This is a genomic window from Cupriavidus necator (assembly GCF_013141915.1).
Classification (GTDB): Bacteria; Pseudomonadota; Gammaproteobacteria; order Burkholderiales; family Burkholderiaceae; genus Cupriavidus; species Cupriavidus necator_B.
The window spans coordinates 172,181-188,235 of the sequence record NZ_SROX01000005.1 but is presented as its reverse complement, the minus strand read 5'-3'; the positions used below and the strand labels follow the sequence as shown (position 1 = coordinate 188,235).

Below are 16,055 nucleotides of genomic sequence, written 5' to 3'. Positions count from 1 at the left end.
GTGCCTCAGTCCGCGCGGATACCCCGCTGCCGGATCAACGCGCCCCACTTGTCGGTCTCTTTGGCGAGGTGCTCGCGCAGCACCGCGGGCGTACTGCCGATCGGCTCCGCGCCGATCAGTGCCAGCCGCTTCTGCACCGCGGGCTTGCGCAGGGCCTCGAGCATGGCGCGGTTGAGCGTGTCGATCACCGGCTGCGGCGTCTTCGCCGGCACGAAGGCGGCGAACCAGGGCGACAGTTCGTAGCCGGGCAAGCCGGCTTCGGCCACCGTCGGCACATTGGGCAGCGCGCTCGAGCGCTTGCTGGTGGTGACCGCGATCGCCGTCAGCTTGCCCGAATCGATATGCGGCTTGGCCGAAGTGATGCTGTCGAACATGTAGTCGACCTGGCCGCCCAGAAGATCCGTCATGGCCGGGCCGCTGCCCTTGTACGGGATATGCAGCATGTCGATGCCGGCCATCGAGGTGAACAGTTCCCCGGCCAGGTGGATCGAGGTGCCATTGCCCGCCGAAGCGTAGGTGTATTTGCCCGGCGCAGCCTTGGCATGCGCGACCACGTCCTTGATGGTGGTTTCCTGGCGCCGGGCCTTGTTGGCCACCAGCACGTTGGGCACCACCGCCAGCAGCGACACCGGAGCGAAGTCCTTGACCGGGTCGTAGCTCAGGCGCCCGTACAGCGCCGGGTTCACGGCCATGCCGTTGGCGACGATGATCAGGGTATAGCCGTCGGCGGGTGCGCGCGCGACCAGTTCGGCGCCGATATTGCCGCCCGCGCCCGGGCGGTTTTCCACCACGATGGCCTGGCCGAGCGAGCGCGACATCTCTTCGCCAAGCGTGCGGGCGATGTTGTCCATCGCGCCGCCCGCGGGGAATGGCACGATCCAGCGGATCGGATGGTCGGGATAGGCGGCGTGCGCGGCCGGTGCGGCCAACGCCAGGCCGGCGGCCAGTGCCAGCGCTCCTGCGCGGCCCGTGCTTGCCAGCCGCTGGAATAACGTCTTCATAGTCTCCTCGCTGCGTGATGCGCCGGCGCGCGCAACGCGCCCGGCGTGGAATGGCTTGCCGGCTCAGTGGCGGCGGTAGTGCGCCAGCTTGTCTTCATCCAGGGACAGGCCCAGGCCCGGGCCTTCCGGCAGATGCAGGCTGAAATCACGGTACTGCGGCCGCTGCTGCACGATATCGTCCTTGAGCAGCAGCGGACCGAACAGCTCGGTGCCCCATGCCAGTTGCGGCAGCGTGCAGAAGCCGTGCGCCGCCGCGATGGTGCCGACGCTGCCTTCGAGCATGGTGCCGCCATACAGCGCGATGCCCGCGGCATCGCCCACCGCGGCGGTGCGCAGCATGCCGAAGAGGCCGCCGGCCTTGGCGATCTTCAGCGCGAACACGTCGGCGCCGCCGATGCGCGCCAGCTCCATCGCATCCTCGGGGCCGCACACCGCTTCGTCGGCCATGATCGGCACCACGAAGCGCGCGGCCAGCCGCGCCAGCGCCATGCGGTGCTCGCGCGGGGTGGGTTGCTCGATCAGGTCGATGCCGGCGGCCTCCAGCATGGCGATGCCGGTGGCCGCGTCGGCTTCGTTCCAGGCCTGGTTGACATCGACCGTGACGCGCGCGCGATCGCCCAGCGCGCGCTTGATCGCGGCCACGTGCGCCACATCGTCGCGCACGCTGCGCCGGCCGATCTTCAGCTTGAAGGTGTCGTGCCGGCGCTGGGCCAGCAGTTGCTCGGCCTCGGCAATGTCGCGCGCGGTATCGCCGCTGGCCAGGGTCCACAGCACCGGCAGCGTCGCGCGCACCGCGCCGCCGAGCAGCGTGGCCAGCGGCACGCCCAGGCGCTTGCCCTGCGCGTCCAGCAAGGCGGTCTCGAGCGCGGACTTGGCAAAGCGGTTGCCGCGCGCGACCTTGCCCAGGCGCGCCATGGCGGCATGCACATTGGTGGCATCCTGGCCGGCCAGCGCCGGCGCCAGGTAGGTGTCGATGGTCAGCTTGATGCCTTCGGGGCTTTCGTCGCCATAAGACAGCCCGCCGATGGTGGTGGCCTCGCCGATGCCTTCCACGCCATCGCTGCAGCGCAGCCGCACGATCACCAGCGTCTGCTGCTGCATCGTCGCCATGGCCAGCTGGTGGGCGCGGATGGTGGGCAGGTCCACCAGGATGGCTTCCACCGAAGTGATAGTCGGGTTCATACCTTGTCGATGCAATTTGGAGTAGTGGCCAAGTATGCGGCTTGACTTTATCGGTGTCCAAGACCGATGATGTCTCGATCAATACCTAAAAGGTATGGAGAAGGATGCCCATGGAACTCCGGCACCTACGCTATTTCCAGGTCGTGGCGCAGGAACTCAACGTGACCCGTGCCGCCGAGCGGCTGCATATGGCGCAGCCGCCGCTGTCGCGCCAGATCCGGCAGCTGGAAGAGGAAGTGGGCGTGGCGCTGTTCGACCGCATCGGCCGCGGCCTGCGCCTGACCGAGGCGGGCCGCTTCCTGCTGGAGCAGACCACGCAGCTGACGCAGCGGCTGGAAGAGACCATTGCGGGCACGCGCCGAATCGGGCGCGAGGAAAAGCGCTGGTTCGGCATCGGTTTCGTGCCGTCGGTGCTGTATGGCGTGCTGCCTGAGCTGATCCGGGAACTGCGCGAATCGGACCGCGGCCAGCAGGTGGAGGTCGGACTGGCCGAGATGATCACCGTCGAACAGATCGAGGCGCTCAAGGCCGGTCGCATCGACCTGGGCTTCGGCCGCATCGCGCTGAACGATCCCGCCATCCGCCAGCAGGTGGTGATGGCCGAACCGCTGGTGGCGGCGCTGCCCGCGCGCCTGCCGGCACCGCGCCGCAAGGCGCTGACGCCGCAGGCGCTGGCGGCACGTCCGTTCATCCTTTATCCGGCCAGGCCGCGCCCCAGCTACGCCGACCACTTGCTGTCGCTGTTCCGCGCGCAAGGCCTGCAGCTGCGCGTGGTGCAGGAAGCCAACGAACTGCAGACCGCGCTTGGGCTGGTGGCCGCCGGCATCGGCATCACGCTGGTGCCGGCGTCGATCCAGCGCTTGCACCGCGACGATGTGCGCTATTGCCCCATCGATGCGCCGGGTTTCGTCTCGCCGGTGATCATGAGCTATCGCGAAGGCGACACCTCGCCGTTCCTGGCGCGCGCGGTGGACTGGGTGATGCAGCGGCGCCAGTAGCCGCCGCCGCTTCAGGGGGGGCGGCTCAGGTCCCGGTAAACCGCGGCTGGCGCTTCTCCTGCCAGGCCAGCGCGCCTTCGCGGATATCCTGCGAGCCGCTGGCCGCGCCGATGTCGGCCGCCAGCGCCGCGGCATCCAGACGGCCATGGCTGATCTCGTTCAGGTGCCGCTTCATGCCTTGCACCGCCAATGGCGCCAGCCCGGCCACGGTGTCGCCGAGTTGCTGCGCGCGCTCGCGCAGGCGTTCGGCGGGCAGCAATTCGGTCAGGAAGCCGCAGCGGAGCATCTCGTCGGCATCGATGCGCTCGGCGGTCAGGAACAGGCGCTTGGCGTGGTTCAGTCCCAGCCGGCTGATATAGCGTTCCATGCCGCGCTGGTAGAAATGCAGGCCCAGCCGCGCCGCGGGCATGAACATGTCGACCGCCGCGGTGCCGAGCCGGAAGTCGCACGCCAGCGCCAGGTCGGTGCCGCCGCCGTAGACGCCCCCGTGGATCTCGGCAATGGTGACGGCGCGGCAGTCTTCCAGCGCGTTGACCAGGGTTTCGAAGCCGGCGCCGCGCTGTCCGGCCGCGAGCCGGCCGATGTCGAAGCCGCTGCAGAAGTATTTGCCGGTGCTGCGCAGCCGCAGCACCCGCACGTCGCTGGCATTGACGGCCTCGACATGGCGCTGCAGTTCGGCCAGGTCGTCCGGCCCAAGCCGGTTGGCCACCTCGGGGCGGCGCAAGGTGATCGTGGCGACATGGCCGGCAAGGTCTAGCGAAGGAAGGGAACCATCAGTCTGCATGGGCAATTCTCCAGTGGGAATCAATGGGCATCGGCGGATGGCGCGCCCCGGCGTGCGAGCGCGATGTCGAAACGTTCCAGCCGCGCCTGCGCAAACGCCGGCCGGTCCTGGGCGCGCTGCCACCAATCCGCCACGGCGGGGGCCGATGACAGCGCGGCCGGTGCCAGCTCTGCAATGCGCGCGATAAAGGGCGTCGCCGCGATATCGGCCAACGTATAGCGGGCGCCGAACAGCCAATTGCCAGGCGCGAGCATGGCTTCCATCCTGGGCACCAGCCCGACCAGCGCATCGAGCGCGCGGCGTTTCTCCGCATCGGTGTAGGGCTGGCGCGCAATGCGCAGCCACGCGTCGCGGCGCTCGGCGGTCGGTATGCGCGCAAGCCGCTCGGCCAGCGTGGCATCGCTCCATCGCGCGGCAACCGGCTGCAGCGCGAGGCTCCAATTCAGCACCAGCAGGTTGGGCAGCGCCTTCTCGTCGGTCCAGCGCACGAAGTTGCGCATGACCGCGCGCTGGTAGGGATCGTCGGGCCGCAAAGGCGGCAACGGGTGGATCTCGTCGAGGTATTCGCAAATAGTGCCGCTCTCATAAAGAAAGCGGCCATCGTCCAGCACCAGCGCCGGCACCACGCCGTTGGGGTTCATTGCCAGGAACGCGGGCGTATGCTGCTCCTGCGCCGCCAGGTCGACCGGCACGCTGTCATAGGCAAGGCCTTTCTCGGCCAGGCACAGGCGTACCCGGCGCGACGCGCTCGACAACCAGCCATGGAACAGTTTCATCTTGTGCTCGCCGGGCTCAAGGGAGCAGCACGGCCGAACCCGTGGTGGCACGGCCCTCCAGGTCGCGGTGCGCGTCGCGCACGGCGGCCAACGGGTACCGGTGGTTCACCTCCAATCGCAACCGCCCGGCCGCAACCGCGGCGAACAACGCGGCCGCCGCCGCGGCCAGCGCTTGCGGGGTGGCGATATAGGTGCGCAGCGTGGGCCGCGACACGATCAGCGAGCGCGCGTGCAGCAACTGCAGGTCGAACGCCTCCACGTCACCCGACGCGGTGCCGTAGTTGATGGCCATGCCGCACGGCCGCAGGCATTGCAGCGAGGGCACGAACACATCCTTGCCGACGGCGTCGTAGACCACGGCCACGCCCTCGCCGCCGGTCAAGGCCTGCACCGCTTCGGCAAAGTTGCCGTCGCGGTAGTTGATGACGTGGTGACAGCCGTGGGCCAGTGCTACCGCCCGCTTGGCCTCGCTGCCGACGGTGCCGATCACGGTTGCGCCGAGGGCGCGCGCCCACTGCGACAGCAGCACGCCCATGCCGCCCGCCGCCGCATGCACCAGCACCGCGTCGCCAGGCTGCACGGCGTAGAGCCGCCGCAGCAGGTATTCGGCGGTCAGGCCGCGCAGCAGCGTGGCGCCCGCCACGTCTTCAGAGATCGTGTCCGGCAAGGGCACGAGCCGGCCCGCCGGCACGTTGCGGGTCACCTGGTAGGCGCCCGGGTGCATGCAGGCAACACGCTGGCCGACCAGAAATCCCTCTACGCCTGCGCCGATCGCGGTGACCGTGCCCGCGCCAACCGAGCCCAGCGTGATGGGAAACGGCGTGGCCGCATGGGGACCATGCGCGCCCTTGCGCTGATAGATGTCCGCGAAGTTGAGGCCGATGGCCGATTGGCGCAACTGGACTTCGCCGGGCCCCGGCGACGGCACGGCGACCTGGCATGGCTCCAGCACTTCCGGGCCACCGGTCCTGTAAATACAGAAAGACTCTGAAAGCATACAAATCCAGGAAAGGTGGAAACAAGGGATGAGCGGCCAAACTGAGGCAACGAGGCCGTGAGAAATGCGCGTTCCGCTTGACGTAAGGAAAGCAACGCTTGACAGGGTACGCCTTTCTCGCGCTGCATGCATCGTGGAAAGTCCTTATACGTATTTTTATACTGTGTATTTGTATACTAAACATCGCCATCACCGCCGAGGAATTGCCATGACGTCTTTGCCACCCGCCCCCAAAGACGGCGGGACTCCTGCCCCGGGGGCAGACCTGCCGCTGACGGGCATCACCGTGCTGGACCTGTCGATCGCGCGCGCCGGCCCCGCCGCCGTGCGCCTGCTGTCTGACTGGGGGGCCGACGTGATCCGCGTCGAGCCGCCGCCGCCGCAGGATCGCGGCTCGGTGACCGGGCGGCGGCGGGGCTCGGACGAGCAGAACCTGCATCGCAACAAGCGCAGCCTGTGCCTGGACCTGAAGACGCCACAAGGCGCCGAGGTGCTGGAGCGCCTGGTGCGGCGCGCCGACGTGGTGGTGGAGAACTTCCGCTCGGTGGTCAAGGAACGCCTGGGACTGAGCTACGCGCGCCTGAGCGCGATCAATCCGCGCGTGATCCTGGCCAGCATCTCGGGCTTTGGCCAGGACGGGCCGTACTGCGAGCGCCCGGGGCTCGACCAGATCGTGCAGGGCATGTCGGGACTGAGCTCGGTCACCGGCGAGCCGGGCCAGGGGCCGCTGCGCGTCGGCATCGCCATTTCCGACACCACTGCCGGCATGTTCCTGGGCCAGGGCATCCTGCTGGCGCTGCTGCACCGCGCGCGTACCGGCCGTGGGCAATGGGTGCATACCTCGCTGATCGAGGGCATGCTCAACAAGCTCGATTTCCAGGCCACCCGCTACACCGTGGACGGCGAAGTGCCGACGCAGCAGGGCAATGCGCACCCGACGCTGGTGCCGATGGGCACCTACCGCTGCCGCGACGGCGTGGTCAATATCGCCGCCAGCACCGACCGCATGTGGGCCAACTTCTGCCGCACCGTCGCGGCCGGCTGGCTGCTGGACGAGCCCGCCTTCCAGAGCGCCGCCGGCCGCGCCGCCGAGCGCCATCGCCTGGACGCGGCCATCAACCAGTGCACCGCTGCCTTCACCGTCGCCGAACTGACCGCGCGCCTGAATGCGGCCGGCGTGCCCTGCGGTCCGGTGTTCGATATCGGCCAGGCTTTCGAGGACGCGCAGGTGCGCCACCTGCGCATGACCCGGCCCGCCGAGCACCCCGTGCTGGGGCCGCTTGCGCTGCTGCGCTCGCCGATCAACCTGTCGGCCGCGCCGCACCCGGAACAGTTCGCCCGCGCCGCGCCCGATCCCGGCGAACACACCGACGAGATCCTGCGCGCACTGGGCTACGACGAAGCCGGCATCGCGGACTTGCGCGCGGCCAGCGTGGCGGCCTGAAGCCCGCAAGAACCACCGCGACAAGCGAAAACACCAAGGAGACAACCATGACCCATGCTCTCGGGCGCGCCGCCATCGGCGCGGCCCTTGCCGCCCTGGCGGCGTTGCCCGCCCTGGCCGGCGCGCAGGAATACCCGGCCCGGCCGATCCGGCTGCTGGTGGGCTACACGCCGGCGGGCGCCGCGGACTATGTCGCGCGCGTGTTCGGCGAAGCCCTGTCCAGGGAACTCGGCCAGACCGTGGTGGTGGACAACAAGCCCGGCGCGGGCAGCACGCTGGCCTCCGCCGCGCTGGCGCAGGCCGCCCCGGACGGCTACACGCTGGGACTGGCCACGGCGACGCTGTATGGCATCGACCAGCAGTTGTACAAGGCCCGCTACAAGGCGACGGATTTCACCCCGGTCACGCGGCTGACGGTGTCGCCGCTGATCCTGGCCGTCAACAAGAACCTGAACGTCAGCGACGTCAAGACGCTGGTGGCCAAGGCCCGGGCGCAGCAAGGCAAGTTCAACTACTCCTCGTCCGGCATCGGCGGCTCGCCGCATATCGCCGCGCTGCAGTTCGAAAAGGCCACGGGGGCAAAGATGACCCACGTTCCCTACAAGGGCGGTGCGCCGGCGCTGCAGGCGGTGGCCGCGGGCGAGGTGGAACTGTCGTTCGGCACCGCGGCGTCGGTGCTGCCGCTGGGCACGCAAGGCGTGGTGAAGATGATCGGCGTGACCACGCCCAAGCCCTCGGCGGTTGCGCCCGGCCTGCCCGCGCTGGCGGAGATGGGCTTGCCGGGTTTTGACTTTACCTTCTGGTTCGGACTGTACGGGCCGGCCGGGCTTCCCGACGGCATCCGCGACAAGCTCTTCGCCGCCGCGAACAAGGTGATGGCCGACCCGCAACTGCGCGCGAAGCTGGCCTCCAACGGCAGCGAGGTCGCGACTTCGGCATCGCCCGCCGAGTTTGCCAGATGGGCCGCGGCGGACGGCAAGGCGGCCGTGACGCGGATCGAGCAGGCCGGCGTCAGGCTGGAATAAGCCTGTCCGGCCGCGGCGCCTAGCGGCGGCCGCGCCGGCCGCCGGCTTCGTCGTCGGGCATGGCGGCGATCATGTCCGCATAGACATCGCCGCCGGTGGCGATATGCCGGACCATGGCGGCCGCGGCATCGTCTTCGTTGCCGCGCGCGATCGCGTCCATCACCGCCTCGTGCTCGGCCAGCGAGGCTAGGATGCGCGCCGGCTTCTCGAAGCGCAGGTCGCGCATGCCGCGCATGCGCGCGCGCATGGTGCGGATCTGCCGCGACAGGATGTCGTTGCAGCAGGCGGCGTAGATGACCTCGTGGAAGGCATCGTTGGCGGCGCGGTAGTGCTCGGAATCGGCGCGCTCCGCCGCCGCGCGGCACGCCTCGAACGCCTGCTGCAGCGCCGTGCGCTGCGCCGCGGAGATGCGCCGCGCCGCCAGCCGGGCCGCCAGCGCCTCGAGCTGGACCAGGATCTCGTTCATGGCGACGTATTCGCGCAGCGTGATCGACGACACGATCGCGCCCTGGCGCGGCACCAGGTCGACCAGGCCGGCCGACTCCAGTTGGATCAGCGCCTCGCGCACCGGCGTGCGCGATACGCCAAAGCGTGCCAGCAACTGCTGCTCTTCCAGTTGCGTGCCGCTGGGAAGTTTTCCGGAAAGAATCTCCTGCTCGATCGCGGCGCGGATGGTTTCGGACAGGCTCTTCTTTTCTTCGGACATGGACTGCGGCACGCGGGAAACAGGGATGGGTGATTCTACCCTGCCCTGCGTATTCACAGACGCACGTTGTGTGCACAAGGCCGGCCCCCGGCAGGCTACCGGCCTCCTTTCCCCCTATGCCAGCATCCGCACCTGCGGCTCCCGGTCCCACTGCCGCGTCTTCGCCGCCGCGATAAAGCGGGCCGTGTCGCTGGCGGGCACGATGCCGTTATCCGGGGGCAGTCCGGCGCGGGACAACAGTGCGTCGCCGCCCGCATCGGCGGCAATCGCCTTCAAATGGGCGTAGGCAAAGCAGACAAAATCCAGTGCCGCGCTCTCCTGCGCCAGCATGGCGGCACCGTCGGCGGACAGCACCACGGCCACGGCATCGAACATCACCGAAGGGGTTCCGGCCAGCTGCCCGTCGGCGGGCAGCTTCGAACCATCGGCCAGCACCGCGCCGCCCACCTTGGGCGCGACGATCTTGACCGTGGCGCCGGCGGCCATGGCCGCCTGCCGAATCGCCTCGACCGTGGCGCCATCGGAGCCATCGGCGACCAGGATGCCGATCTCGCGCCCCTGCAGCGTGTCCTTCATCTTGCCAATGATCTGCAGCGCCGGCGACGGCGGCAGGTCCTGCACCGGCGCGGCGGTGGGCAGCGGCTCGGGCACCTGTTCCAGCGCCAGGCCATCGGCCACGCGGCGGCCCAGGTCGTTGTCGATATTGAGCAGGTGGGCCACCATTCGCTCGCGCACATGGACGTGCTCGACCTTCGACAGCTCGAACACCAGCGCCGAGGCGATGTGCGCCTGCTCGGCGCGGGTCTGGCTGCGGTAGAACAGGCGTGCCTGGCTGTAGTGGTCGGCGAAGGTCTCCGGACGGATGCGGCCCTTGTCGCCCTGCTCCGGCACCTGCGCGCTGCGGAAGCCCAGGTCTGGCGCTTCGCGCGGCGAATCGTCGGACAGCGAGTTGGGCTCATAGGCGACGCGCCCCCTGGGCTGCTGCATCTGCATATGGCCGTCGCGCTGGTGGTTGGCAAACGGGCACTTGGGCGCGTTCACCGGGATCTGGTTGAAGTTGGGTCCGCCCAGGCGCAGCAGCTGCGTGTCGAGGTACGAGAACAGCCGGCCGAGCAGCAACGGGTCGTTGGAGAAATCGATGCCGCGCACGATGTTGGCGGGGCAGAACGCCACCTGTTCGGTCTCGGCGAAGAAGTTGTCGGGCCAGCGGTCCAGCACCATGCGGCCGATGATCTTCAGCGGCACGGTCTCTTCCGGGATGATCTTGGTGGCATCGAGATGGTCGAACGGAAACTTCGCGGCATCGGCTTCGGTGAACAGCTGCACGCCAAGTTCCCATTCGGGGAAGTTGCCGGACTGGATCGCGTTGAACATGTCGCGCCGGTGGAAATCCGGGTCCGCGCCGGCAATCTTGACGGCCTCGTCCCACACCGTGGATTGCAGCCCCAGCTTCGGGCGCCAGTGGAACTTGACGAAGGTGGACTTGCCCTCGCTGTCGAGCAAGCGGAAGCTGTGCACGCCAAAGCCTTCGATCATGCGCAGCGAGCGCGGGATGGTGCGGTCCGACATGATCCACATGACCATGTGCATGGACTCCGGCGTCAGCGAGATGAAGTCCCAGAAGGTATCGTGCGCGGTCGCCGATTGCGGGAAGCCGCGGTCGGGTTCCATCTTGACCGCGTGGACCACGTCAGGGAACTTCATCGCGTCCTGGATAAAGAACACCGGGATGTTGTTGCCGACCAGGTCCCAGTTGCCCTCCTTCGTATAGAACTTGACCGCGAAGCCGCGCACGTCGCGCGGCGTGTCGACCGAACCGGCGCCGCCGGCCACGGTGGAGAAGCGCGCGAACACCGGTGTCTTGACGCCGACCTCGGTCAGGATGCGGGCGGTGGTGAATTGCGCCAGCGAATCGGTCAGCTCGAAATAGCCGTGCGCCGCCGTACCGCGTGCATGGACGATCCGCTCGGGGATGCGCTCATGGTCGAAGTGTGTAATTTTTTCACGCAGGATGAAATCTTCGAGCAAGGTCGGGCCGCGCGAGTTGGCCTTGAGCGAGTTCTGGTTGTCCGCGATCGGCGCGCCCTGGTTAGTGGTCAACGGCGCGTGCGTGCCGCCGGCAACCTGGTGCAATTCACCGCCGGCGCCGCGCTGGGCATCGCCATAGCCGGCCGGTGCACCAGCGGCGGTGGTGGCGGGGGTGGCGCTTGACGCGGGCTTTGCCTGGTCATCGGACGTCTGGGCCATATCGGTCTCCTGGGTCGGGTTCACGGTTGAAGGATTGCAATCGGGCACTGCTTGCAATTGCCACGCCCGCTTTCGGACACTTTTGGTTACAAATGCAATGCCACGAAGTGCTTCCTGTCAAACATCTGACATTTGATCCGTCAACAATCGCCCGCTGTCGCGACAAGCCACGGCCACCTCCCGGCAACCGGCCGGACCTGCGCTTGCCATCCGCTGCGGCGGAGTCCATCGCGTGCAGCCGCTGTCGGCGCATGGGCGCGGCCATCGTTATTCCTTTAACCAAAAGAAAAGGCCCTGCACCAATGAGACCCACCTTGCTGTCGCCTTCCGCCCGGCCCTGGCTGGCCGCCGGCACCCTCACCCTGGCATTGATGCTGGCCGCCTGCGGCGGCGACGACTCCCCCGGCGCGGGCGGCGGCACCCTGCAGCCCACGGCCCAGGGCAGCGCGCCGGACCCGCCAGGCAAGCCCGGGCACACCGGCAAGCCCGAAGCCTGCACCACGCGTTGCGCCCCGTGATGCGGGCCGCCTTTCGATCCAGCGACAGACCGACCCCACCCAAGCCATGACCTTCAATCCGTCCAAGCGACAGTTCCTCAAGACCAGCCTCGGCACCGGTGCCGCCGCCGCGGTGCTGGCCAGCTTTCCGCCCAGCATCCGCCGCGCGCTGGCGATCGAGGCGAACAATGCCACCGGCACCATCCAGGACGTCAAGCACGTCGTGATGGTGATGCTGGAGAACCGTTCGTTCGACAACTACTTCGGCACCTTCAAGGGCGTGCGTGGCTATGGCGACCGCTTTGCGATCCCGCTGCCGAACGGCAAGAACGCGTTCTACCAGACCGATGCCAACGGCAATACGCTGACGCCCTACCACCTCGATGAAACCCAGGGCAACGCGCAGCGCGCCGGCGGCACGCCGCACACCTGGCCCGACGCCCAGGCCGCGTGGGACCACGGCCGCATGGACCGCTGGCCGGTGGCCAAGAAGGCGCTGTCGATGGGCTATTTCGACAATACCGAGATCCCGTTCCAGCGCGCGCTGGCCGACGCCTTCACGCTGTGCGACGCCTACCACTGCGCGATGCACACCGGCACCATCCCCAACCGCCTGTTCTACTGGACCGGCAGCAACGGCCCCACCGGCGACAACGTCGCGGTGATGATCAATGAATTCAACGCCGGCGCCGACGTGGGCCCGTCCACCGAAGGCTGGACCTGGAAGACCTACGCCGACCGCCTGCAGGGCGCCGGCGTGAGCTGGAAGGTCTACCAGAACGTGCCGGACAACTACGGCTGCAACCAGATGATGAGCTTCCGCCACTGGCGCGCCGAGATGGAAAAAATGCCGGATGGACGCAAGCTGTCCAACACCGCCGGCACCGGCGTCAATCCGCCCTACAACCCGGATATCGACGACCAGTACAGCCCGTTCGCCAAGGGCTTCTGCAACACCATGCCGGACGCCGGCTTCCTGCAGTCGCTGCGCGACGACGTGCAGAACGGCAGGCTGCCCGAAGTGTCTTGGATCATCCCGCCGGCCGAGTTCAGCGAGCACCCCGGCCCGTCCAGTCCGGCCAAGGGCGGCTGGTATGTGCAGGCCATCCTCGATGCGCTGACGGCATCGCCGGAGGTATGGAGCAAGACCGTGCTGCTGATCAACTTCGACGAGAACGACGGCTTCTTCGACCATAGCCCGCCGCCGACCGCGCCGTCGCGCAACCCGGACGGCACGCTGGCCGGCAAGTCGACCCTGGCCGACGCGCAGATGGCCTACGAGTATTTCAACTTCCCGCCCGCCACCGCCAAGCAGCCGCCGCAGGACGGCAAGCCGTTCGGGCCGGGGCCGCGCGTGCCGCTGTGGGTGGTATCGCCGTGGAGCCGCGGCGGCTGGGTCAACTCCGAAGTGTTCGACCACACCTCGGTGCTGCGCTTCCTGGAAGCGCGCTTTGGCGTGATGGAGCCGCAGATCAGCGCCTACCGCCGCGCCGTATGCGGCGACCTGACCAGCGCCTTCAACTTCGCCACGCCCAATACCGAGACGCTGCCCGTGCTGGCGGGGCGCACTACGCGCGCCGACGCCACCAGCCTGACCGCCTGGCAGCAGACGCAGCCCGCGATCCCGGTGCCGGCCACGCCGGCGCCGCCGGCGCAGGCCACCGGCTCGCGCCCGTCGCGCAAGCTGCCGTATGAACTGCATACCAGCGCGCGCGTCGATGCAGCCGCCCGCACCGTGCGGCTGCTGTTCGCCAACGGTAGCGCGCACCAGGCGGGCGCGGTGTTCCATGTCTACGACAAGCTGCACCTGGACCGGATTCCGCGCCGCTACGTGGTCGAGGCCGGCAAGGCGCTGGACGATACGTGGGACATCAACGCCGACGGCGGCAAGTACGACCTGTGGGTGCTCGGGCCCAACGGTTATCACCGTGCGTTCTCCGGCGACATCCACGAGGCGGCCACCACGTCCGCCGAGATCCAGGTCTGCTACAACCCTTGCAAGAAGCCGACGATCCAGGTCAAGCTGCATAACGATGGCGATGCCGACGTGACCTTCACCGTCAAGGCGCTGGCCTATCGCGGGGACGGCCCGTGGACGCAGCGGGTCAAGCGCGGCAAGGTGGAAACGCTGGAATGGCCGGTGGCCGAGAGCGGCAACTGGTACGACTTCGTCGTGAGCTGCGAGGCCAGCCCGGCGTTCGCGCGGCGCTTTGCCGGTCGCATGGAGACCGGCGAGGATACGGTCAGCGATCCGGCGATGGGACTGGCCTGATCCTGCGGGGCGCGGGGCCCCGCGTCCCGCGCAAGGCCCGGGCCGTTTCGTCCGTGCGGAACGAAACGGCCCCTCTGCCGTTTGCTCGTCGCATGCGAGCTTGCCTTGCCTCCCCGTTCCCCTGTGCTCCGCTATTCCTCCTGGAACGCCTCTTCGCGCTTGGCCTTGATCGACGGCAGCGCCACCACCGCCACCAGCGCCGCGGCGGCCACCAGCAGGCCCAGCGACAGCGGACGCGTGGTGAAGACCGAGAAGTCGCCACGCGACAGTAGCAAGGTGCGGCGGAAGTTCTCTTCCATCATCGGCCCCAGCACGAAGCCCAGCAGCAGCGGCGCCGGCTCGCAGCGCAGCTTGTGGAAGACATAGCCGATCAGGCCGCAGCTGGCCGCGGCAAAGACGTCGAACACGGTGTTGTTGACCGAGTAGACGCCGATGCTGCAGAACACCAGGATGGCCGGGTACAGGAAGCGGTAAGGCACCGTCAGCAGTTTCACCCACACGCCGATCAGCGGCAGGTTCAGCACCACCAGCATCAGGTTGCCGATCCACATTGACGCAATCAGGCCCCAGAACAGCGCCGGGTTGCTGGTCATCACCTGCGGGCCGGGCTGGATGTTGTGGATGGTCATAGCCCCCACCATCAGCGCCATCACCGCATTGGGCGGAATGCCCAGCGTCAGCAGCGGGATGAACGAAGTCTGGGCCGCGGCGTTGTTGGCCGATTCCGGACCGGCCACGCCTTCGATCGCGCCCTTGCCGAACTCATGCGAGAACTTCGAGGTCTTCTTCTCCAGCGAATACGCCGCGAACGAGGCCAGCGAGGCGCCGCCGCCGGGCAGGATGCCCAGCGCCGAGCCCAGCGCGGTGCCGCGCAGCACCGCGGGGAACATGCGCTTGAAGTCTTCCCGGGTCGGGAACAGGTTGGTGACGCGGTCGGTGAAGGTCTCGCGGTGCTCCTTCTGCTCCAGGTTGGCGATGATCTCGGCGAAACCGAACAGCCCCATCGCCAGTGCGGTGATGCTGATGCCGTCGGTCAACTCCGGCACGTCGAACGAGAAGCGCGCGGCGCCCGAGTTCACGTCGGTGCCGACCAGGCCCAGCAGCAGCCCCAGCACGATCATCGCCACGGCCTTGACCAGCGAGCCCGAGGCCAGCACCACGGCGCCGATCAGGCCCAGCACCATCAGCGAGAAGTACTCGGCAGGACCGAACTTGAACGCCAGCTCCGACAGCGGCGTGGCAAACGCGGCCAGGATCAGCGTGGCGACGCTACCGGCGAAGAACGAGCCCAGCCCCGCGGTGGCCAGTGCCACGCCGGCCCGTCCGCGCCGCGCCATCTGGTAGCCGTCCAGCGTGGTCACCACCGCCGACGATTCACCGGGCAGGTTCACCAGGATCGCGGTGGTCGAGCCACCATACTGGGCGCCGTAGTAGATGCCGGCCAGCATGATCAGCGCGGCGACCGGCGGCAGCGTGTAGGTGATCGGCAGCAGCATGGCGATGGTGGCCAGCGGCCCCAGGCCCGGCAGCACGCCGATCAGGGTGCCCAGCACGCAGCCCAGGAAGGCGTAGGCCAGGTTCTGCAATGACAGCGCGGTGGAAAACCCCAGCGCAAGATGACTCAGCAACTCCATCCGATATCCCCTAGTTGACGAAAGCGGCAGGCCACACCGGCATCTGCAGGTTGATGCCATAAACGAAGGCCACGGTGCTGATCAGCACCAGGATGACGGCGTTCAGGATGGCGCCCTTCCAGGTGAATTCATGGCTGGCCATCGATGACACCAGCACCAGCGCCAGCACCGACAGCACCATGCCGAGCGGCTTGAGCACCAGCCCGAACAGCACCACCGAGCCCAGGATCCACAGGAGCGTCTTAATGTCCCAGCGTGCCATCCGGTCTGCTTCGCCCCGGTGCGACAGGGCGCCGGCCGCGACCACGGCGCCCAGCAGCGCCAGCACGATGCCGAGCCAGAACGGGAAATAGCCCGGGCCCATCCGGGCGGCGGTGCCCATGGAATAGCCGCGGGCAACGAAGGAAAAGCTGAGGCCGACGACGATGAACATCAGGCCGGAAAGAAAGTCGGTTTGCTTGCGTATGCGCATGCAGTCTCCTTGAAGCGGGG

Annotated in this window: 14 protein-coding genes; 5 read left to right on the top strand and 9 right to left on the bottom strand. The window is 68.2% G+C overall.

Annotation, left to right across the window (positions count from 1 at the left end; translation table 11 throughout):
* Positions 1-5: 5 nt before the first annotated feature.
* Together E5S69_RS12470 and E5S69_RS12465 are read right to left on the bottom strand one after the other, a co-directional pair.
* A complete protein-coding gene (locus E5S69_RS12470) occupies positions 6-1,001 on the bottom strand; it encodes a tripartite tricarboxylate transporter substrate binding protein (protein ID WP_171514954.1) in 996 nt (331 codons plus the stop codon).
* A gap of 63 nt (positions 1,002-1,064) precedes the next feature.
* Positions 1,065-2,183: a muconate/chloromuconate family cycloisomerase gene (locus tag E5S69_RS12465; protein ID WP_171514953.1), complete on the bottom strand. Its 1,119-nt coding sequence runs from the start codon at positions 2,181-2,183 to the stop codon at positions 1,065-1,067.
* Positions 2,184-2,293: 110 nt separating this feature from the next.
* Between E5S69_RS12465 and E5S69_RS12460 the strand changes: the two genes are divergently transcribed.
* Positions 2,294-3,181 carry a LysR family transcriptional regulator gene (locus tag E5S69_RS12460; RefSeq protein ID WP_171514952.1) on the top strand — a complete coding sequence of 296 codons (888 nt, stop codon included), beginning with the start codon at positions 2,294-2,296 and terminating at the stop codon, positions 3,179-3,181.
* Positions 3,182-3,206: 25 nt separating this feature from the next.
* Here E5S69_RS12460 and E5S69_RS12455 read toward each other — a convergent pair whose 3' ends face one another.
* From E5S69_RS12455 to E5S69_RS12445, 3 genes are read right to left on the bottom strand one after another with little or no spacing between them, the layout of a single operon-like run.
* A complete protein-coding gene (locus E5S69_RS12455; protein WP_171514951.1) occupies positions 3,207-3,965 on the bottom strand; it encodes an enoyl-CoA hydratase/isomerase family protein in 759 nt (252 codons plus the stop codon).
* Between the two features lie 20 nt (positions 3,966-3,985).
* Complete coding sequence (locus E5S69_RS12450; RefSeq protein ID WP_171514950.1) at positions 3,986-4,741, bottom strand: glutathione S-transferase family protein; 756 nt, start codon at positions 4,739-4,741, stop codon at positions 3,986-3,988.
* A gap of 16 nt (positions 4,742-4,757) precedes the next feature.
* Positions 4,758-5,738: a quinone oxidoreductase family protein gene (locus E5S69_RS12445; protein ID WP_171514949.1), complete on the bottom strand. Its 981-nt coding sequence runs from the start codon at positions 5,736-5,738 to the stop codon at positions 4,758-4,760.
* Positions 5,739-5,946: 208 nt separating this feature from the next.
* Here E5S69_RS12445 and E5S69_RS12440 point away from each other — a divergent pair, with 208 nt between their 5' ends.
* Both E5S69_RS12440 and E5S69_RS12435 read left to right on the top strand, forming a co-directional pair.
* Complete coding sequence (locus E5S69_RS12440) at positions 5,947-7,182, top strand: CaiB/BaiF CoA transferase family protein (RefSeq protein ID WP_171514948.1); 1,236 nt, start codon at positions 5,947-5,949, stop codon at positions 7,180-7,182.
* Between the two features lie 47 nt (positions 7,183-7,229).
* On the top strand, positions 7,230-8,207 hold the full coding sequence (locus E5S69_RS12435; protein WP_171514947.1) for a Bug family tripartite tricarboxylate transporter substrate binding protein: 978 nt from the start codon (positions 7,230-7,232) through the stop codon (positions 8,205-8,207).
* A 19-nt stretch (positions 8,208-8,226) separates the two neighbouring features.
* On the opposite strand, the gene E5S69_RS12430 is transcribed toward E5S69_RS12435, so the two are convergent.
* Both E5S69_RS12430 and E5S69_RS12425 read right to left on the bottom strand, forming a co-directional pair.
* Positions 8,227-8,913, bottom strand: coding sequence for a GntR family transcriptional regulator (locus E5S69_RS12430; RefSeq protein WP_171514946.1), 687 nt, complete (start codon positions 8,911-8,913; stop codon positions 8,227-8,229).
* Between the two features lie 114 nt (positions 8,914-9,027).
* Positions 9,028-11,160: a catalase gene (locus E5S69_RS12425; protein WP_171514945.1), complete on the bottom strand. Its 2,133-nt coding sequence runs from the start codon at positions 11,158-11,160 to the stop codon at positions 9,028-9,030.
* Positions 11,161-11,474: 314 nt separating this feature from the next.
* Between E5S69_RS12425 and E5S69_RS12420 the strand changes: the two genes are divergently transcribed.
* Complete coding sequence (locus E5S69_RS12420; RefSeq protein WP_171514944.1) at positions 11,475-11,678, top strand: hypothetical protein; 204 nt, start codon at positions 11,475-11,477, stop codon at positions 11,676-11,678.
* 46 nt (positions 11,679-11,724) lie between these two features.
* On the top strand, positions 11,725-13,929 hold the full coding sequence (locus E5S69_RS12415; RefSeq protein ID WP_171514943.1) for a phosphocholine-specific phospholipase C: 2,205 nt from the start codon (positions 11,725-11,727) through the stop codon (positions 13,927-13,929).
* Between the two features lie 131 nt (positions 13,930-14,060).
* Here the strand turns inward: E5S69_RS12415 and E5S69_RS12410 are convergent, their stop codons facing one another.
* Both E5S69_RS12410 and E5S69_RS12405 read right to left on the bottom strand, forming a co-directional pair.
* Positions 14,061-15,563: a tripartite tricarboxylate transporter permease gene (locus tag E5S69_RS12410; RefSeq protein ID WP_171514942.1), complete on the bottom strand. Its 1,503-nt coding sequence runs from the start codon at positions 15,561-15,563 to the stop codon at positions 14,061-14,063.
* Between the two features lie 10 nt (positions 15,564-15,573).
* Positions 15,574-16,035 (bottom strand): tripartite tricarboxylate transporter TctB family protein, encoded by a 462-nt coding sequence (locus E5S69_RS12405; protein WP_171514941.1) that lies wholly within the window; start codon positions 16,033-16,035, stop codon positions 15,574-15,576.
* Between the last annotated feature and the right edge of the window lie 20 nt (positions 16,036-16,055).